This is a genomic window from Photobacterium minamisatsumaniensis (assembly GCF_050336695.1).
In the GTDB taxonomy this organism is placed as follows: Bacteria; Pseudomonadota; Gammaproteobacteria; order Enterobacterales; family Vibrionaceae; genus Photobacterium; species Photobacterium minamisatsumaniensis.
This window is the reverse complement of record NZ_JAKJSI010000011.1, coordinates 130,504-151,160: the sequence shown is the minus strand read 5'-3', so window position 1 is coordinate 151,160 and position 20,657 is coordinate 130,504. Positions and strand designations below refer to the sequence as shown.

Sequence of the window (20,657 nt, the reverse complement as noted above, 5' to 3'; positions counted from 1 at the left end):
AAGGCTCGCCCACGAGATCCTTCACAATCCCACCTACTCCCATATTTGTCATTCTTTATGGTCGGTTACAGTTTTTCATGTGCCCCTCAGGAATAAACTAATGCAGTACCTTAAAGAACTTAGGTACATCAGTACGTTCAAGAGTCACGACTGAAAGCAAACAAAAGGCCGTACCACTTAGAGCAATTTAGGATCATTCCAAGAGCCAAGTTCTACGACCAATTTTGATGCTTCATACACTGTAAACTTTCACCCCGCATAGCTAGACGGGGAGCATTATTGCGATGTTGATGAATATATAGTTTCAGCTTTATCTGCTATTTCTCTTGGTGTGAAGATTTCAAATCCTATAAGTACAACAGCAACAAAAAAGACTGCGACAATGATTGTTGCTCCTTGATTATTGAATTTCAAATGAATGGACAAAATAGCAAAAGTAACAGCAATTAATCCTGCAACTATAAGTAGCCCTGTATGTTTAGGATCTAAGGTTAGAAGCGCATTAACGGCAATTAAGCAAAATAACCCAATAACACAAAAACCAATAATTACTATGTGCCAATCAGTACCATTCTTCCTTTTAACAGGCTCAACCTTAGGCTCAGGTACATCGACTCTAGTGCGATTTATAGCTGTGTTAAATACAGATGCATCGAAATTTTCGTTCTTTGTGAAATCTTTAATCTCTCTAATGTCAGCAGCAAGTTCTTTGATTTGGGTGATTTTATCGTGGTCATCAAGGTTCATTAACGACCCTCACCATTAGAAGAGTTAACTATCCTACCTATGTCTTTAATGACAGCATTACCATCCCATTCTCTTGGAGTATCTTCACCCTTAATGACAACAATTCTATTGCTTTCAAGATAAAGGCTAGTACCCGAAAAAGTAAAATTATGAATGTTACCTTTGACCATACTTTGAGGGATATTAATTAAAACATCACCAACGGAAGCTCTTGTAGCGCCATGAGAAATGGTTTCATCATCATCATCATTAAAAATAAATTCAAATACAGCCCCAGATGTAGAAACTGGATGAATAACAGTTTTAACGCTTATATTTTGAGCTAAATATCGAGAAATATGGCGATTAAACAACTCGACATATTTTTTTAATTTAGATGTTTTTTGCATTTGTTAAACCAATTGTTTTACGTCTTATACCCATTATGCTAAATAGCTGAATTAACTAAACTAATCAGCTTTAACACCATTGCTCACCAGTTTATCATCAATCACCCACCAATCTAGGCAATAACTCACACTTAGCAATAAAGCATGCCTTATAAATCATACAGCCACGAGCAAATATCAACCACTGGCCTAAATCCACATTTTCTGGGGATAAATTTACGGGTAGGCATCTCTATTTCATCACCGCGATGCATTAACACCGACTCCATATAAAGCAATAACTTAAACCACCATGATTACACTTGATTGATTTTGATTAAAAATGATTGATAGCGATCACAGAAAAGTTATATCCACTCAATTACAATCAGCGTAATGACGTGAAATACAACAAATATAAAAAAGGGATATAACATGAACATCAAACAAAAAGTTGAAAAAATCCCAGGAGGGATGATGGTAGTACCGCTCATAATCGGTGCGACTATCAATACCTTCTTCCCTGCTGCACTTGAGATTGGCGGCTTTACAACTGCCCTATTTAAGAACGGTGCAGCACCATTGATTGGCGCATTCTTGCTTTGTATGGGCGCGGGGATCAGCGTTAAAGCAGCACCTCAAGCATTGAAACAAGGCTCTGCTATTACCGTTTCTAAATTAGTTGTTGCCGTTGCACTTGGTATGCTGGTTCAAACCGTATTTGGTGAAGCTGGCTTATTCGGGGTTACTGGCTTAGCAGTAATAGCGGCGATGTCGAACAGTAATGGTGGCCTATACGCGGCCTTGGTTGGCGAGTTCGGTAGCAAGAAAGATGTTGGTGCTATCTCGGTGATCAGCCTGAACGACGGCCCTTTCTTTACCATGATTGCACTGGGCGCTGCAGGCATGGCTTCTATTCCATTCATGAGCTTGGTTGCTGTACTTATCCCAATTGTTATCGGGATGATTTTGGGTAACCTTGATAAAGACATGAAGCAATTTCTAACCAAAGGTGGCCCGCTTCTTATTCCATTCTTTGCCTTTGCACTGGGTGCTGGTATCGACCTGTCAGTACTACTACAAACAGGCCTAGCCGGTGTTGCTCTAGGTGTTGTTGTTACGTTTGTTGGCGGTTTCTTCAATGTCTATGCTGATAAATTTGCAGGTGGAACCGGTGTAGCTGGCGCGGCAGCGTCATCGACAGCGGGTAACGCAGTCGCTACTCCAGCCGCTATTGCATTAGCAGATCCTAGCATGGCTATCGCCGCACAAACCGCAGCTCCACTCATTGCCGCCTCGGTGATCACGACTGTGATGTTAACTCCGGTACTGACCTCTTATGTGGTTAAGAAGAACAAACAAAAAGGAACCGATTCTGGTGAGGGAGTTGAAGCCAATGCCTAAGTTAATTGTCATTGCCGATGACTTTACCGGCTCGAACGACACAGGTGTTCAACTAGCAAAGAAAGGGGCATTGGTTGCCGTATCGCTTACCGATAAGCCTGTCGCCTGTGATATCCCTGTGATCAACACCGAAAGCCGAGCCGTTTCTGCGCAAGAAGCCGCCGCCAGTGTCACGACAGCCTTTGAGCAAAATGCCGCTAAAGATACACAAGTGGTATTTAAGAAAATCGACTCAACGTTTAGAGGCAACATTGGTGCCGAAATCGAAGCCGCTGCCCGTGCATTCGGCGCCAAACTGATTATTGTTGCAGGAGCTATCCCGGCTGCTGGGCGCACTACAGTCAATGGCACTTGCTTGGTAAACGGCATACCGGTTGTCGATACCGAATTTGCTACTGATCCAAAAACACCTGTCCACCATGCCGAGATCGCCAATATTATTGCCAGCCAGAGCAAACTGCCTTGCCGTAATATTACCGTGCCCGCCATCAAGGAAGGTGGACTAGATAAAGCAATTATCGAGGTGATAGAGGGGGATCTGCCTCAGGTATTGATCCTCGATGCCGAGACCGATGACGATCTTGCCCACATCGCCAGTAGCCTTGCCAATACAACCGCCAAAATGGTGCTAGTTGGTGCGGCGGGTATTGCTAACCAGCTACCAAAAAGCGTATTCCTAACCGAAGAGAAAGCCCCTGTATTGGTATTAGCAGGGTCGATGAGTGCCGTGACGCAACAGCAGGTTGACTACTGTCAGGACAAAGGCCTGCATGTGCTCGATATTGATGCTCAAGCTATCTGGCACCACCCTGATATCACATTGGCACAAGCGGTTGAGCAAGCAGGTAATCTATTACGCCAAGGCAAGCATTGCGCCATTCGAACAGCCCGTGATCAAGCAGAACGTCAGCGTGCGCACCAATTCTGCCAGCAACAAAAAATTACCGGTACCGACATGGGCAATGCCGTTGCTCAGTTCCTAGGCCGATTAGGCAAAGCACTAATGGAGAGCCACCCGCTATCAGGTGTGCTATTTACTGGTGGCGACATTGCCACAGCAGTTGCCGCAGAAATTGGTGCTGATGGCTACATCATCAAAGGCGAAGTGCAACCTTGTATTCCCTACGGCCACTTTACCGACCATCACATTCCGGTTGTGACCAAAGCCGGCGGCTTTGGTCACGCCGACGCAATTGAACAAATCATTCAGCATTTACAGGACAACTCATGAAAGTAATAGGTATTACAATGGGCGATGCCGCTGGCATCTCCCCTGAAATCACACTTAAAGCGTTCGAGGCTGAAGAAATTCGACAGACACCCTTAGTGATCTTTGGCTGTTATGAGACCTTCATAAAACAAAATGAAGCCATGCAGATCACCCAAAAAGAACTGGTTAAGATTGAGCATATCAGCGATGCTGATTTCACGTCAGGGCAAATACACATTATTGATGTGCCGCTTGAAAGCCCATCAACACTGGAAATTGGTAAAGTACAAGCACAGGCAGGCGCAGGGGCTTATCGCTGCATAGAAAAAGCGACCGAGTATGCATTGCGCGGTGAGATAACAGCGATTGCAACAGCACCGCTGAACAAGGAAGCATTACACTTGGGCGGCTATCATTATGCTGGCCACACCGAGTTACTTGCCGAACTTACCGGTACCAAAGACTTCGCCATGGTGCTTTATACAGATCGTCTACGTGTTATTCATGCCACTACGCACATTTCGCTGCGTAAGATGCTTGATACACTCAACCCACAAAGACAGCAGACAGTGGTTCGTATTGCCGAAGATTTTCTTGCACGCATTGGTGAAGAAGGGGCACCAATCGCGATAGCAGGGATCAACCCGCACGCCGGTGAAAGCGGCTTGTTTGGCAGTGAAGAGATTGAGGTCATTAACCCAACAGTCAAAAACCTACAGGCACAAGGAAGCAATGTTTTCGGAGCGATCCCGCCAGATACGGTCTTCCTTCAGGCCTATGAAGGCAAATATGCGATGGTGGTTGCCCAGTACCATGATCAGGGGCATATCCCACTTAAGCTTATGGGCTTCCATGACGGGGTAAATATCACCGCTGGCTTGCCATTTATCAGAACATCGGCTGATCACGGCACAGCATTTGATATTGCAGGTAAAAATATAGCAAAATGTGACAGTATTCTTGAGTCTATCAGACTCGCAATCAAGCTCGCAGGATAAACCTATAGTGCAACAATCAAAACGAACGGATCTCATTCTCGAACACGTTAAAAAACATAAGCACGCCACTATTCAGGAGCTGGTTGATATCACGAGCTCCTCACCCGCCACTATCCGCCGAGATGTTAATAAGCTCGCGGATAGCGGGCTTGTGTTCCGTGAACGCGGTGGGATCTCGTTTGGCCGCGCCATCAACCGCCAACCGACAACCGCCGAGAAGCAAGCTGAAAACCTGAATGTGAAAAAGGCAATAGCATATGCCGCGCTTAGCCATATCAAAGACGGGATGACGGTGTTCCTTGATGCTGGAACAACCAACTTCGAACTCGCGACCCTGCTGATTGAGCGTCACGATGTCACGGTAATTACCACCGATCTGCGTATTGCCTTTCATCTCTCTGAAGCCGGTAACAATCAAGTGATTATCGCCGGGGGTAACATCGACAATTGCAGTCAGTCGGTGATTGGAGCCTACAGCGAGCACTTGCTCGACAGTATCATTCCTGACATCTGCTTTTGTACCTGCAGTGCCTTTGATAGCAACAATGGCGTCACAAGCCCAACGCAGGAAAAAGCCGTATTAAAACGTAAGTTAGCAACGCTGGGTAAGATGAACATCCTGCTTACCGATAGCAGTAAACTCAACTGTGTCGGCACGCATAAGATCGCGCCGTTAAGTGCCTATGACTTGCTGATATCTGACACCGACCTGCCAGATAAGGCCCACAATAGGCTAGAGGAAGAAGTGCCGTTAGAACTGGTTGAGGTCGCAACAGCAGGTGAGTAATTGCCTTGCTACGATTTCATTATCAAAGGGCGCACCATGCGCCCTTTAAGTTTTCAGTGCCGTACATCATCCAAAGCGAATGAGCTGCCCATATAAGATTTATCTTTAGATCGGTACAGATCGTGTCATTTCGACAAGGGCATGCTTACACTCATACACGGAAATACAGGCAAATAAAAAGCCGCACCATTGCAGTGCGGCTTGTAGTTATATCTCTATTCTGATGCCATCATGTACTTACTCAGCACACATCAGGCGTGAATGTAAAGTTTCACTACTTGCGGCTTCGCCACTCATTACGTTGAGTATGCCGTGCCCGGATACAGTCACTAATTTAAAACGGGCATCTTTCTCTATTGGCGAAGAAGTATAATTGTCATTTGTGTTGCTTACCAAATTGTAAACTAAGCAATAAAACACTTAGCGTGTCGCATGTTTACGGTATAGCAATGTAACTGTGTTTCTATGTACGTCTTACTTTTCACGGTGTAGCTATGTTTCTATGTAACTTTGTTTCTTTGTACGTCTTACTTTTCACGATGTAGCAATGTTACTTTCACAAATGGTTGACTTTCATCAACCTGATTCCTGTACCCCTGAGCCAGTTGAAAACAGCTCAATCCTCCGTAAGCTTTGAATGATGCAGCTCATTTACAGGTCTCACACTAAATATGGTACCAATTTTCACTTTTAGCAAACCAAATTTGAAAAATAATATTCTGATACGAAATCCACTCACTCATTGTCCATTAAATGTACAATCCAACCACCGCAAATCACCTTTCTAGTGTAGAATGCACGCCTTTGTTGGCGACTCATTACAAGGCTTTTTAAATCAATGACTGCGATAGCTAAGACGCTGCTCCAAATCCCAACCGCACAAGCTGCACTCGCACTTGCGACAACAGGGTTGGGACTGGCATGGTCTTTATTTTTTCCTGAAGAGGCTGGATGGATAAGAGGAATTTGTGCCTTTTTAGGAGCAGTGCTTCTCGCACCTGTTATTGTGAAATACGCCTTCAACCCAAAACGATTTATTGAAGATCTTCGCCACCCACTGTATGGCAGCCTAATGGCGCCGATGTCGATGTCATTGCTGGTACTTTCAGATTATCTTTCTTCATTGAATGTAGAAGTCGCAAAATTACTCTGGTTTCCAGCGTTGGGCCTGCACTTTTCAATGATGAGCTTTTTTTTCTTTTGCCAGATCAAATCTTTTCGCCTCATCAACCTGTACCCAAGTTGGTTTCTTTATCCTGTTGGCGCAATCAGTGGCACTTTAGCAGGGCCACAGCTAGGCCATACTGAGTTTTCGCTCGCTGTAACGAATATTTGCATCAGTATTTATTTTTTAATGCTGCCTGTCGTGCTTTATCGGCTTTGCTTTGCTGGCCGCTTACCGCGACCAGCGAGGCCTACCTTGGCGATCATGGCCGCACCGGTCAACCTATCTTTAACGGCTTATTTAGTTAACGTTGAGCAGCCCGATCCAATCTTAACAGGTGCGCTGGCAGGCATCGGTATCACCATGACAATTCTGGTGTATCTGTGCTATTTCTACCTACTCAAACAACGTTTTCAGCCATCGTTGGCAGCCGTAACGTTCCCATCAGTAATTAGTGCCGTGGCCCTTGAGCGTTTAACACAATGGCTAGCCACCGATTATCCACATTGGGAGTGGCTTGAGCGTTTAGGTATCTTTGAGATTATCGTGGCGACCTGTTTAGTACTGTGGGTGAGTTGGAATTTTCTTGGCTATTATTGGCCCAAAGCCTCCCCCAAAAAACTACTTTCATCACAATAAATTGATCTACGACTATAAAGGCCTTCTTAATGAAGGCCTTTTTCTTTAATGATTTATACTTATAGATGCGCCATACCCTTTCACTTCATTCTTTTGCTTACTATTCGCTTTAGGAGGTAGATTATGAAACTGCTTATTTTATTTGTGACGGTATTCGGCCTTATTGCCTGCTCAGGCCAATCCTACGACTCTGAACTTGCGCAAAAAGATCAATGGCAAGCTCTCGGACTTAATGATGGTGAATCAGGCCGGTTAGTACGCAGCCAATCTGAATTAGAACAACTTCACTCGCTTACCGATCAATCCGTCGCGCAATACCAGCTTGGCTACCAACGGGGGATTGAAGACTTCTGCTTACCTTATAAAACCTACAAACACGGAAAAAAAGGTCAGCAATACACAGGACAATGCTTAAATACAGCCAATGAAAGATTGGCAGTCGAAGGCTGGGAAGTTGGCTATAAAGAATATGTCGCAGGGCAAGATTTACTTTGGCTAAATAACGAATAATTGCTAAATCCACACCTAAAAATAAACGGCTGCGAGCGAAATGCCCGCAGCCAGTTTTTCAATGAGGCATTATATGAGCCTCAATCACGTGTCTTTATCTTAATTTAAAACGATCTTCAAAGCGGCTAGTAACATCAGAAAACGGCCCTGTATGTGACGACTCTTCCGCACCACCTTCCTCGCCTTCTTCCTCTTCTTCAGCAAGTAACAATATGTTGTTATTTACATAATCAACCAATGCCTTTTTCTTGCTCGTTGGGAAATTCGTAAAGGCAGTACGTGACCATGCAGCGTCACCACCGTGATGCATAATGGCATCGGCAATCGTAGGAGAGCGGCCATCATGCATATACGGAGGTGTCGAGCCTGCCCCCCATAAAGGTTGGGTAATAAACACTGATTCACCAGTACCTTTCTCATCCACATCTTCAGCCACATCAAGTCCTAGGTCGTGACGTTTTAGATCCGAGAAAATATTAACGATGGTACGACCGTCAATATGTTTCTTAAAGTTACCCAAATTCACCACATCGCCATTAGCCAGCTCCATCACGTTATCAGGCATATCCTTGGTTAAATCGAACTTAATCGCTTTCTCAGGCGTCAAGCCATGATCCGCTGGGTTATCGCCACTTGGAAACATATCATCACGGTAAGCAGCCTGTTGGCTTGGTTCACTGAAAATTGGATCGTAGAGGTACATTGTCGGCTTATGGCATGTATCGCATTTAGCTTGTTTAAAGGCCTTTTTACCCTTTTTGATACTCTTCTTCTCTTGTGAAGACAACTCCATTAAGCCAAGACTTGCCAATTCCGTCTTAGTGACAGGACGAGGCTGACCCGCTTGGTAAATAGCCAAGGCTGTGATATCACCGACCCCAAGCTCATTGGCAACACCATCATAATCGGCATCTTCATCCATACCTACAAGCTCTGTTGCCTGTAACCCAAGTTCGTTGTTCTCGGCATCTCTGACGAAGCCTCGAATATTCAAATCAACACCTTTCCATTGCAGCGGCTTAATCGTTAGGTCTTCATCTATTCCTTCAATCATACTGAAATCATGAGCGCCATAGGGCATCGCAGTGAACTTACCGAAATAGACCCCTTTTGTAGCTAGCGTTTTAGTCACTGGATAGCCGGTATTTTGCGCCTTCGCTATCGCGGCATCCCGAATCGCATGTAACTTAGCAGTCATTTCTTCCGCTAATTTCTGCTTTGCCCCAATACCGAAGACATGCGGTGGCTGGCGAGTGATAAACTGCGAGATATCACCAGTACGTTTTGGATCACGCACATTGTTCCCTGCAATAGAGCCCGCACCGTCATTAAACGGCCTCAGGTGGCACTCGTTACACGCCTGACCATTTGGACCCGTTGTCCTCGCAGGCATGTGAGCAGCCCATTGGCCATACTCGTCAAGATCCATCCGGGGATATTTGGCAAAACGCTCGCCGTTACCTACATTGGCACCAACACCATCAAGCTCATTAGCCTGAATTTCAAATAGCTCATCACCGACATCAAATGCTAAAATGAAAGCGGCAAATGGATCAGTTGCAACCAAATCATTAAGCTCAGATTGCTCAATATGCTCGAGTGCAGGCTCTTTTACCTCTCCACTGACCCCAAGATCTGACGCCAAGTCTTTCGCGACAACACCTGCGACAGATAAAGCCAGTGGAATACCGACGCAATAAGCCATGAGCTTCAATTTAAAATGCGCTTTTTTCTTTGACACTGCTTTCATCATTCACCCCTTATTAAATACTGCTTTGCGCACAAAAGTGCTTTATTGTTATTTTTGGAAGCGAATCTTTGCTCGCTCCACATTAAAAAGGGTAATGCGATAAAGAGTATCTTTTTTATTATTATCAAGAATAGTCGGGAGAATATTATTCTTAAGAGAGTCTCAAGAAATAGACTGATGCAGTTGATTTAATTATAAGAAATGAAAAAACGGCCCTGAACTAATGTTCAGGGCCGTTTCTCGTTCCGTAATTATCCTGTGTTCCAAGCAGGATAGCTGGGTGCCCCCAGCACATTCGATAAGCACGATTTTATGCGCCATCGACTTTACAATTCCCCTTCCTACAAAAAGGGCAACTGCATAAATGTTTTCGATTTGTATCTCTCAAATCTGAGTGTAATTTATCATATTTTTTTAGTAATGCAAAAAATATTTTACCAAGCCAAACTAAATTTTAGCATTGCATTCATTATATAGCGATTAACTCAATTAAGTTCATAGCAAGAAATAACGCCACAAAACACACTTAAGCAATTGATTTAAATGACATTAATTACACGCTCTAATGTTGAAAACCTATTCTAGGTCACTGACTGTTTTTACTTCCTCCTACCTAACTGCAATTTAATATTTCAAAAAAATCAATAAAAAACAGAAGCAGAACATAACTCGTTTTCTTGTGCCTTATGAATAGATCCCAAATGGAAGCCCTATCCCATAACCAAGCAAAGTACAGAAGCATCCAGCCAGAAAGAATTGCGACTGCGTATGGTAACGCTGCTGCCAGCAGCTTTTCTACCCTGAGTGAAAACTCTTAACACAGTACACTCAAAAAAAAACCGCCAGCAAAGCTGACGGTTTTTGGTATCTTTTAGAAATGACTACACAATTAAGCGTGTAGCAATTCCATTGATTCTTTTGCGATTACCCACTCTTCGTTGGTAGGGATAACCATTGCAACTGGCGTGTTCGGCTTGGTAATAATACCTTGGTTTCCGAAACGTGCTGCTGCGTTACCTGCTTCGTCTTCACGGTAACCGAAGATCTTCAGGTTTTCTAGGATCTTGCTACGAATAGGCATAGAGTTTTCACCAATGCCTGCAGTAAAGATGATGCTATCTAGCTCATCTAGCGCAACCATGTAAGAACCGATGTACTTAGCAACACGGTAACAGAAAAGCTCAAATGCTAAAGTTGCACCCTTATGACCGCTTTCCATTGCCTCGATAATGCCACGGCAATCGCTTGTTAGGCCTGAAACACCTAGTAGACCAGACTTCTTATTTAACTCGTCGAATACTTCTTCCTGAGACCAACCTTTTTTCAGCAAGAATTCAATGATACTTGGGTCAAGGTCACCACAACGTGTACCCATCATCAGGCCTGCAAGTGGCGTGAAGCCCATGCTCGTATCAACACTCTTACCGTTTTTGATTGCACACACTGAAGCACCGTTACCCAGGTGAACCGAGATAAAGTTACTTTCATCAATTGGCTTATTGATGACTTTTGCCGCTTCACGGCTTACATAGTAGTGGCTAGTGCCGTGGAAACCGTAACGACGGATACCGTAGTCATTGTACAACTTTTGAGAGATCGCACCTGTAAATGCTTTTTCAGGCATTGTCTGGTGGAAAGCCGTATCGAATACAGCGTACTGAGCAAGTGTTGGGAATGCAGCCATTGCCGCACGCATACCAATAACATGCGCAGGGTTATGAAGCGGTGCTAGGTCGCTAAGGTTGTCGATTTCTTCAAGAACGCTTTCGTCGACTTTTACTGTTTGAGTAAACTTCTCTCCACCGTGAACAACACGGTGACCAATAGCAACGATATCTTGCTTCATGCCTAGTTCTTCAAGCAAGGTCACGATGCGGTCAACAGCTAGCTGGTGGTGGTTACCAGAATCGTCAAGTTTATATTCTTTTTTCTCGCCGTTAATCTTCCAACTAACGTTAGCTTCAGGCATGCCGAAACACTCACCTAAACCGCTCAAAGTCGCTTCACCGCTAACAGTGTCGATTAATGCAAACTTCAGTGAAGAACTGCCAGAGTTGATTACTAGTACTAGAGAATTGCTCATGGTTATCTCATCAGGAATGTTGAGGGTTCAAGGACAAAGTTGTCCCGTTACACGTTTTCAAGACTACAGAGGAAAATGTGTGGAGCAGCATTTTCTCAGCATTATATATTATGGCTCCATTATTCAATTTTTTTTGAATAACTCAACTTTTGTTTTTAGAAAATTGTAAAAAAGTTAAATTTAACTGGTTCAGATCAACTTTATTGCCGCGAAAACGTTTTACCTTGCTTAATTATCGACCATCTCGTCCAGCACCCGCTAAAGTTTTTTTATATGCAATCAAATTATATAGGGGTTTATATCTTAAGGACATATCGGAGAAACCGTATCACGTGGTGTTGTTTTTGAACCATTTACTCAAAAATTCCATCAAATAGCGAATACGTGGATTTATATGTACATCTCGGTGAGATACTAGCCACCATTGCACATCTGGAATCGACGCGTTTGGCAACACTGAAACGAGTTCTGGATATTGCTTCGCCACCGACTTAAACACCACGGCAATGCCTGCTTTTGCCCGTGCTAATTCAATTTGCATTTTGTGACTATCAGTACGAAAACTAAACTGTGACTTTGTCACGGTATAGCCAATCACTTTTGCTGACTTCTGATAATAATCCAGCTGATCATACCCAATAAGGTTAAACTCATTATCATGAAGCTCTCTTAAGGAGTTAGGGATACCCGCTTCGAGCAAATATTCTCTGTGGGCAAAGAAACCCAAAGGCTCTTGATGTAGATGGCTAACAACCATGTCAGGTTGCTCAGATTTGTGGAGTGATATAAGTAAATCAGCCTCGCGCTTATTCAAGTTTACACCTTGATTATCAACGAGTATTTCAACTTCAATCGAAGGGTACTGTTGATGAAACGCTTTTAAGGCTTTAGGCAAGAAGTAAAATCCCGCCATTTCACTGACAGCTAAACGTACGTGGCCTTCTTGAGATAAGGTGCAAGCATTTACCTGACGTAAAAAAGCCTCAGCGCCTGATGCCGTTTGCCTTGCGGTTTCAAGTAGCCCTTCCCCCATAGAGGTCAACGTTAACCCCGTGCATGAACGATCGAATAAATTAAACCCCACTTTCTCTTCAAGCGCTAAAACCTGTCGACTAACGGTCGGTTGAGACATTCCAAGTACCTGTGCAGCTGCAGACATACTACCAGCTTCAACAACGGCAAGAAAAATCCGAATGCTGTCCCATTCCATTCTATTCATTATCACATACCCACTATGCCGTTTTGTCTATTTACTATACCGACTAAATGCATAATGATGCATCTACATGAGTATGAGATGAATCGCAAGGTTAAGGGTAATAATGAAGAAAGCCTTAGTTTTGGACGCGGGGCAAGATATGGGGCATCACTTGTGCCAAGCCCTCGTCAGTTATCAATGGTCTGTAACTGCGGCAATTAATGATCCAAGCCAACCCATTTCACTTCATCATGATTTAACCCTTGCTGAAGTCACTAAACATGATGTTGGTTTACTTGCACAACTCATCAAGCAAACAGATACCATTTTCCTGCATCTGCCTGAGTCGCCGCTGACTGGGCAGATGACTTTTTCGATCGATATTATTCTATCGCTCATCACCAAATATCGCCGCCACCTTGTCATCACGACCAATCAATATGAACAAGAGAAAACCAGATTATTCTCGACCCTATTTAAGCCAAAAAGTAAGCCCGTTTCGATTAAATTACCCGGTAAGTTAACGGCACAGTTACAACAAAGCGCTGATCTTGGTGCTTCGATTACGGTTATTGGTTGTGGGCATAATTTAAATTTAACCTCGCGCTGCAGTTATTTAAAACTACTGATCAAAGAAACCCATAAACAACTGATTATTCAATCACCCAGCAATTACGGCACCCGCCATTACTGGACCTACTTACCCGACTTAGCTAAAAATATCGTACACAAACTCTCCACTCGCCCAAGTACTTGTCCATCGCTCAATATCAACTTCTACCCCGGGCATCAAGCAAGCATGAAAGATATTGCTCGTTGCTTAGCATTATCCAGTGGTAAACCTGTCTCTGTTACCAACCTCCAATGGACGGTAATCGAGGTCATCGCTCTATTTTCGCCCCTATTCAGGCAGTTTTTTCGGATGCGAATATTATGGCAACAAGGAGGGCTACAACCTCAAGCAAACAATGACTGGGGTAGAAAAGCATTTGTTCATACGCCACTTGAACTGGCGTTACAGCACAGTTGGAACAACAAAAACAATCATTAATAAACAACGATTTATATACAGCAAACATTCCCATTAAAATAATTAAACATTACCCACCAAATACCTCACAATTAAATATTCTTTAATATAATCAACTCGCTACCTTAATTTAAACAAAACTCAGAATATTGTTAAATTTAAATATTCAATAATACGAATAACATTGTATTTCAAATTGTTAATGACAGGTATTTTTTGTGCCATTCACGACAATCGTTTGATGTAATACGCCGTCATATATGAGGGATCGAAGCTGTCACAGATCATCACTTATTAAAGGTTTAGTATACCCACATGAAACAAAAGTCTTTATTTCCATCACAAAAAATAAAACCAATTAATAGGTTAGATATGATATTAAGAAATAAAATGCACATTAGTTGCATTGCATTATTAGCGAGTTTTAATGCCCCATTAAGTGCAGAAGAAGTAAACCAACAACCATACTGGCAAAATTACAGTACAACATCAGCAATATACGCGCAATCGACCTCGGCGACCGCTTCTAAGGTCGATGAAGGCTACAATGTATCGAGCCAAAATATTATGGTTGATACATACACACTCGGCCGTTTGGGTAATAGCACTTATTTTGGCTTCATCGAAGCTATTTTTGGTAAGCTTGATGATACCAGTAATGGCAGCCACCAGTCGCCTTACGGTAATGACCTCATGCAAATACGGGGGATGATGAGTCAGCAATGGCGCATCAATGAATCTTTTAGTATGGGCTGGAACTACTATGGTATCGACCGCAACCTAAAGCATGTTCCAGACGGAAAGTTTGGCTATAGCTTCGACTCACTGGGAGTGATTGCTAACTATCAATGGAACCAGTGGACATTTATGCCACAATTAAACTACGTGTTTAATGGTGATATGGGTAAAGACGGATTAGCCAGCTCGATTGGTTTAGGCTCCAGCGACTTTGATGGCTTCTTTTTCTTACCCGTTGTAAGACGACAACTATCAAATAGCGGTAGCTACTTCACTTTGATGCCAGAATATTTTGCAGGCTACGGTGACCATGATACTGAAGTTAAATATATGAAATGGCAACTTCGTGTCGGTGCCCCATTAGGTGAAAGTAAAAAATGGTGGATAAATGGTCGATTTGAACATACCTCTTACCAGAAATATGACTACTTCGGCATTGATATTAACCCATCACAAGATACCGCGGTATCGGTTGGTATCCAATATAATTGGTAATTAAGATTATTCATTATAAAAAAGAGCTTTAATAAGCTCTTTTTTATTTTCTATTTCTTGATTTATCTTATTCATATAGAAACAACATTTATAACAACTTAATATAAATACAATATAATAAAAATAACCACCAAACTCATCTCCCCATTTGTTAGTTTAAGCTAAGTCCTTACAAGATAATTTCACACTCATAATAAATACAATCAATCAGTAAAGTCACTATGCTGTTTTATACCGCACATGTGGCGTGAACAATACTCCACATAGCTCTTAACCCCATCAAGTATTTCATTATTTTTCACTCATAATCGCGCTAATCCCCTAAGTAAAGCTCAGCTATCACTTTAATAAAATCACGACGTTCCATATAGTAATATCCTCAATGCGTTAACCTCTCTACTGTACCGAAAGTCCCCTAAAAGCGATTAACCGAAACGGTCACCATCTTTACTCAGCGTGCCACATTCCATAAAACCCGTACCATGTCCCATGCCACAACCAAAAAAAAGGGGCTCATAAGAGCCCCTAATATCGATATCAACGAAAGTTATTTCTTTATGTCTTAACTGATTTTTTCAGCTTCTACTCTCTCAATAATGGTAGCAATTCCCTGCCCCATACCTATACACATGGTCGCTAAGCCGTAACGACCATGACGTTGTTCCATAATATTGATCAGCGAGCCAACAATACGCGCCCCAGAGCAACCTAGAGGGTGACCAAGAGAGATAGCACCACCGTGCAGGTTTACCTTCTCTTCACGGTCTTCCCATAGGCCTAGCTCACGCAGACATGGAATGGCTTGTGCAGCGAATGCTTCATTCACTTCTGCAAAATCAATATCATTAATTGTGAGGTTTGCTTTCTTCAGGGCTTTTTGGCTCGCAGGAATAGGTCCTACGCCCATAATCGCCGATGGCACGCCAGCCGCTGTCGCAGCAATAATACGAGCACGTGGTGTTACCCCTAGCTCTTTTGCTTTTTCTTCGCTCATCACCAGCAGGCATGATGCACCGTCAGATAACGCAGAAGAAGTACCCGCAGTTACCGTACCGTTAACAGGGTCAAATACCGGACGTAGTTTACCCAGCGATTCAACCGTTGTTTCTGGACGAATAACTTCATCATTTTTTACAAGTACAGGGCGACCTGAGGCATCGTGCCCCATCATCGGCACAATCTCATTACTGAAACGGCCTTCAACTGTTGCTTGATGTGCCAGGCGATGAGAACGTGCACCTAGTGTGTCTTGCTCTTCACGAGAAATCTTGTGGATCTTAGCAAGACCTTCCGCGGTAATACCCATCGCGGCAGATGCCTGCGCCATGTTCTTATCAAGCGCAGGGTTGAAGTTCAGCCCTTTTGTCATCGGTACGTGGCCCATGTGCTCAACACCACCAACAAGAATAATGTCAGCGTCTTCTGCTTTAATCGCACGAGCAGCCATGTGAAGCGCATCCATTGACGAGCCACATAAACGGTTAACCGTTGTGGCTGGTACTTCTACAGGTAAGCCCGCAAGAAGTGCCGCATTACGAGCAAGGTTTACGCCTTGCTCTTCTGTTTGCTGTACACAACCCCAGATAACATCGTCAACAAGTTTAGGGTCAACATTCGGCTGACGCTCAAACATTGCTTTCATTAGGTTTGCAGACAGGTCATCGGCACGTGTATGACGGAATACGCCGTTCTTAGAACGCCCCATCGGGGTACGAATCGCATCAACAATTACTACATTTTTCATCATCATATCCCCGGATTAAGCGTAAAATTTCTGGTTGTTATTAGCGCGTTCGATAAGGCCTTTCGGCGCTTGATAAAGTTCACCAAGGTGGCTAAATTTCTCAGCCGCAGCAACAAGCTTATCTAAGCCCATTTGATCCATGTAGTAGAATAAACCGCCACGGAAAGGAGGGAAGCCAGTACCGTAAATCATTGCGATATCCGCTTCTTCCGGAGAAGCAATAATGCCTTCATCAAGACAGCGAATCGCTTCAAACATCATAGGAAGCATCATACGCAGTGTGATCGTTTCAGCATCGATAGATGTAGCACCTGCGCGTAACGATTCGATAAGTGCATTAGACTCTTCAGACGCCGAAGGCTTGATACGACCTCGACGATCCGGTGTATGAGCGTAAAAGCCTTGCGCATTTTTCTGGCCTAAGAACTTGTTATCAACAAAGCTCTGGATAACATTGATTTCAGGCTTAGACATACGGCCTGGGAATGCTTCGTCCATAACATCAATACAGTGTGCAGCGGTGTCTAGACCAATTACATCAAGAAGGAAAGCAGGGCCCATCGGCCAACCGAAACCTTTGCTCATCACTTTATCGATGGTTGGGATGTCACCACCATCAACGATTAGCTGGTTGAATGCCATGAAGTAAGGCGTTAGGCAGCGGTTTACAAGGAAGCCCGCACAGTCGTTAACAACGATAGGCGTTTTACCTAGCTGTGCTACATACTTCACTGCTTTAGTGATCGTTTCATCACTGGTTTTTTCACCACGGATAACTTCAACAAGTGGCATATTTGGCACTGGGTTGAAGAAGTGGATACCACAGAAGTTTTCAGGCTTTTTCATTGCCTGTGCTAAACCACTGATCATGAGTGTTGATGTGTTTGATGCAATCACAGCGTTTGGCGCAACTGTTTCAAGCTCAGCAAGCACTTTTTCTTTGATCATTGGGTTTTCAACAACTGCTTCAACAATCAGGTCACAGCTCTCTAGGGCACTGTTATGCAGCGTTGGCTGGATACGGTTAAGTGTCTCACCCATTTCAACGGGGGTTTTACGACCTTTTGCAACTTGCTTAGCTAGCAGCTTGTTCGCCTCAGAAAGGCCAAGGTTAATACCGGCTTTGTTGATGTCTTTCATGACAACATCCATGCCTTTATCAGCAGTAACGTAAGCGATACCACCGCCCATGATACCCGCGCCAATAACACCTAGTTCTTTCGTTGCTTCAGCGCCTTTTGCGAACTTCTTCGTTTTGGCCTTCACTGCCATGTCGCTAAGGAAAACAGAAACAAGTGCATCAGCAACGCCGCTTTCAGCACATTTTGCGATACCCGCACGCTCAATGCTTAGTGCTTCTTCACGTGCACAGTACGCCGCCTTTTCAATCGTGCTTAGCATAATGCTTGGTGCTGGGTAATGTTTACCCGCAACTTTAGCCACCATACCGCGTGCAACATTGATCGACATGCTAAGTTCATACTGACTTAATTTAAGAGCTGTTTTTTTCTCGGTTTGACGTGCAGCCCAATCGAAGTCACCTTCGATGCAAGAAGTCAGCACAGCTTCTGCTTCTGCGATTGGATCGGCTTTCGCATCGATAACACCATCGACAAAACGGTGTTCTAGTGCTTTTGCAGCACGGAAGTTTTTACCTGTCGTTAGCCACTGTAGAGAAGTATCTACGCCAACGATACGAGGTAGACGTGTCATGCCACCCCAACCAGGCATGATGCCTAATTTCACTTCAGGCAGGCTAATTTTTGCATCAGCCGTTGCGATACGGTACTCAGCAAGCATAGAGAGCTCAACACCGCCACCAGCAGCAACACCGTTGATAATGGCCACTTTCGGCATGGCTAGATCTTCAAGGCTGTTGTAAACCGCGTGAACCCACTCAAGGTATTCATTAATTGCAGCTTCACCACCAGTGAATAACTCACGGAATGCTTTTACATCAGCACCGGCACTGAATAAACCTTTACCAGAGCGAATGATTAGGCCCTTCGCATCTGATTTATCTATTACTGCAATTGCAGCTTGTAAGTCTTCTACTGCAGACTTACGCAGTGTGTTTACAACATCATTTTGGTCATCGAAAATCAGTTCAGCAAACTGACCACGTGCGACAACCTGAAAGCTTTGTCCTTGGTACATAAAATTATCCTCGTTATATCGGTCAGATTACTTGCAAAGGCCAGCAGAAGTCGCTTCGTCGCGTAATGCGTCACGGAAATCTGGGTGAGCAATATCAATAAGTGCTTCAACACGTTGTGGGACAGAAAGGCCACGAAGGTCTGCACTGCCATACTCTGTTGCAATAATCTGCACGTCATTACGTGGTGTTGTAACAGGTGTACCCGCTGGTAATGCAACGCGGATCGTTGACTCAAGTCCGTCTTTCCCTTTATGCGTAGAAGCAAGGCAAAGAATACTGATGCCACCTTTCGACATTTGTGCGCCACGAATGAAGTCGACTTGGCCACCAGAACCCGAAATTTGGTTAAAACCAACACCTTCAGATGCAACCTGACCCGTCAGATCAGCCATGATGCAGGTATTTAATGATACGAAGTTGTCGTTTTTCGCAATCTCATACGGGTTAACCACTGTCGATACATTACCCATTTCGATTTCTGGGTTGTTATGAACGTAGTCAATTAGGTCTTGTGAACCCGCAGTAAACGCAGTGATGATTTTGTTTGGCTTGTAGTTCTTGTTGTCACCGCTAACAGCGCCGGCTTTACACAGCTCCATCATTGACTCGGTGAACATTTCGGTGTGAATACCAAGACCTTTATGGCCTTTCAGCGCCATGCCCATTGCATTAGAAATGGTGCCGATACCGATTTGGATCGTCATACCATCTTTAACGTAAGGAATAACATGTGACGCAATGGTTTTTTCTAACTCAGAAGGCTCGCCACCTTTTGGACCCGCAACAGGGTGATGGCCTTCTGTAATGTGGGTAACTTGATCAATGTGAACAAGGTTCTCTTCACCGCCAATAAATGGCTGCTGGTTATTGATAACCGCGATAATGGTATCTGCATATTTCATCGCCTCAGCATTACCTACACCACCACAAGCACCCATGCTCATGTAGCCATCTTCGTTTGGTGGTGTCATTTCGACAACCATCACATTGGGTTGAATGTGGTTAAATAGTTGAGGGAAGTGAGAGAAATGGAAGTTGATAGTTTCAACGTTACCAATTTTTTGCATTTTGCGCTCAAGCGGCCCCATGAAAAGACTCATATGCTTGAAGCTGCTACGGAATTCAGGTTTCAAAAAACCGTATGGATGAGTGATAAGGCCTGTGTATAGTTCACAGTTTTTAACTTCTTCGGCGCGTTTTTCTAACTCAAGTAAAAATAGAACAGGGGTGCCTAATAGGCCACCAGCCCAAACTGTATCTTCTGATTTTATTAGCTTCGTTGAATCAGTCAGTGAAATTAGCTTACTTTCGTAGTTCTGTTGCCAAAGTGTCATAACGACCTCTCAGATATATAGCAACTTATTTACCTTCTTCCTTACGTTTAAATAAATATCCTTTTATATATTAGGGAAGAAACAAGTTGCGAATGTAGGGTTCAGAAATAACTCCTTTTCTGTACCGTCAATATATGTCGAGGAGGGAAGAGTTACTTTGCATTTCAGGCCAAAAGTATGACTTCACCAGTCAAAACTCACTAGCATGACACAGCTCACAATTATCTCATCGTCGCCGAACGTGACCGCAAAACAAGACAATAAAGACAGCTTAAGCAGACTTTGACTTGTCATTTCCA

At 43.7% G+C, this 20,657-nt stretch carries 16 protein-coding genes; 8 read left to right on the top strand and 8 right to left on the bottom strand.

The genetic code is table 11. From position 1 onward, the window contains the following. Positions 1–276 precede the first annotated feature (276 nt). Both L4D78_RS02835 and L4D78_RS02830 read right to left on the bottom strand, forming a co-directional pair. A complete protein-coding gene (locus L4D78_RS02835; protein ID WP_428465542.1) occupies positions 277–747 on the bottom strand; it encodes a hypothetical protein in 471 nt (156 codons plus the stop codon). Next, positions 747–1,136: a hypothetical protein gene (locus L4D78_RS02830; protein WP_428465541.1), complete on the bottom strand. Its 390-nt coding sequence runs from the start codon at positions 1,134–1,136 to the stop codon at positions 747–749. The genes L4D78_RS02835 and L4D78_RS02830 overlap by 1 nt, the downstream gene beginning before the upstream one ends. Positions 1,137–1,550: 414 nt before the next feature. Here L4D78_RS02830 and L4D78_RS02825 point away from each other — a divergent pair, with 414 nt between their 5' ends. The 6 genes from L4D78_RS02825 to L4D78_RS02800 all read left to right on the top strand — a co-directional run bounded on the left by L4D78_RS02825 (position 1,551) and on the right by L4D78_RS02800 (position 7,828). After that, complete coding sequence (locus L4D78_RS02825) at positions 1,551–2,519, top strand: 2-keto-3-deoxygluconate permease (protein WP_428457182.1); 969 nt, start codon at positions 1,551–1,553, stop codon at positions 2,517–2,519. Beyond that, entirely contained in the window at positions 2,512–3,750 is a 1,239-nt protein-coding gene (dtnK, locus tag L4D78_RS02820; RefSeq protein ID WP_428465540.1) for a D-threonate kinase, read from the top strand. The genes L4D78_RS02825 and dtnK overlap by 8 nt, the downstream gene beginning before the upstream one ends. Then, the gene (gene pdxA, locus L4D78_RS02815) at positions 3,747–4,727 is read left to right on the top strand and encodes a 4-hydroxythreonine-4-phosphate dehydrogenase PdxA (protein WP_428465539.1); all 981 of its coding nucleotides are present in this window, start codon (positions 3,747–3,749) and stop codon (positions 4,725–4,727) included. Before dtnK ends, pdxA begins: the two co-directional genes overlap by 4 nt. Beyond that, entirely contained in the window at positions 4,690–5,514 is an 825-nt protein-coding gene (locus L4D78_RS02810; RefSeq protein WP_428465538.1) for a DeoR/GlpR family DNA-binding transcription regulator, read from the top strand. The genes pdxA and L4D78_RS02810 overlap by 38 nt, the downstream gene beginning before the upstream one ends. 838 nt (positions 5,515–6,352) lie before the next feature. Then, on the top strand, positions 6,353–7,318 hold the full coding sequence (locus L4D78_RS02805; RefSeq protein ID WP_428465537.1) for a TDT family transporter: 966 nt from the start codon (positions 6,353–6,355) through the stop codon (positions 7,316–7,318). Between the two features lie 123 nt (positions 7,319–7,441). Next, on the top strand, positions 7,442–7,828 hold the full coding sequence (locus L4D78_RS02800; protein ID WP_428465536.1) for a DUF2799 domain-containing protein: 387 nt from the start codon (positions 7,442–7,444) through the stop codon (positions 7,826–7,828). A gap of 94 nt (positions 7,829–7,922) precedes the next feature. Here L4D78_RS02800 and L4D78_RS02795 read toward each other — a convergent pair whose 3' ends face one another. The 3 genes from L4D78_RS02795 to L4D78_RS02785 all read right to left on the bottom strand — a co-directional run bounded on the left by L4D78_RS02795 (position 7,923) and on the right by L4D78_RS02785 (position 12,880). After that, complete coding sequence (locus L4D78_RS02795) at positions 7,923–9,578, bottom strand: di-heme oxidoredictase family protein (protein ID WP_428465535.1); 1,656 nt, start codon at positions 9,576–9,578, stop codon at positions 7,923–7,925. An 889-nt stretch (positions 9,579–10,467) separates the two neighbouring features. Next, positions 10,468–11,661, bottom strand: coding sequence for an acetate/propionate family kinase (locus tag L4D78_RS02790; RefSeq protein WP_428465534.1), 1,194 nt, complete (start codon positions 11,659–11,661; stop codon positions 10,468–10,470). 328 nt (positions 11,662–11,989) lie between these two features. Further along, positions 11,990–12,880, bottom strand: a complete 891-nt coding sequence (locus L4D78_RS02785) for a LysR family transcriptional regulator (RefSeq protein WP_428465533.1) — start codon at positions 12,878–12,880, stop codon at positions 11,990–11,992. Between the two features lie 103 nt (positions 12,881–12,983). On the opposite strand from L4D78_RS02785, the gene L4D78_RS02780 reads away from it, so the two are divergent. Next, positions 12,984–13,910, top strand: coding sequence for a Rossmann-fold NAD(P)-binding domain-containing protein (locus L4D78_RS02780; RefSeq protein WP_428465532.1), 927 nt, complete (start codon positions 12,984–12,986; stop codon positions 13,908–13,910). A gap of 369 nt (positions 13,911–14,279) precedes the next feature. Continuing rightward, complete coding sequence (locus L4D78_RS02775) at positions 14,280–15,122, top strand: hypothetical protein (RefSeq protein ID WP_428465531.1); 843 nt, start codon at positions 14,280–14,282, stop codon at positions 15,120–15,122. A gap of 562 nt (positions 15,123–15,684) precedes the next feature. Here the strand turns inward: L4D78_RS02775 and fadA are convergent. The 3 genes from fadA to L4D78_RS02760 are packed head-to-tail and all read right to left on the bottom strand — an operon-like array spanning position 15,685 to position 20,358. Continuing rightward, the gene (gene fadA, locus L4D78_RS02770) at positions 15,685–16,866 is read right to left on the bottom strand and encodes an acetyl-CoA C-acyltransferase FadA (RefSeq protein WP_428465530.1); all 1,182 of its coding nucleotides are present in this window, start codon (positions 16,864–16,866) and stop codon (positions 15,685–15,687) included. Between the two features lie 15 nt (positions 16,867–16,881). Then, complete coding sequence (fadB, locus tag L4D78_RS02765; RefSeq protein WP_428465529.1) at positions 16,882–19,023, bottom strand: fatty acid oxidation complex subunit alpha FadB; 2,142 nt, start codon at positions 19,021–19,023, stop codon at positions 16,882–16,884. Between the two features lie 27 nt (positions 19,024–19,050). After that, positions 19,051–20,358, bottom strand: a complete 1,308-nt coding sequence (locus L4D78_RS02760) for an acetyl-CoA hydrolase/transferase family protein (RefSeq protein WP_428465528.1) — start codon at positions 20,356–20,358, stop codon at positions 19,051–19,053. Between the last annotated feature and the right edge of the window lie 299 nt (positions 20,359–20,657).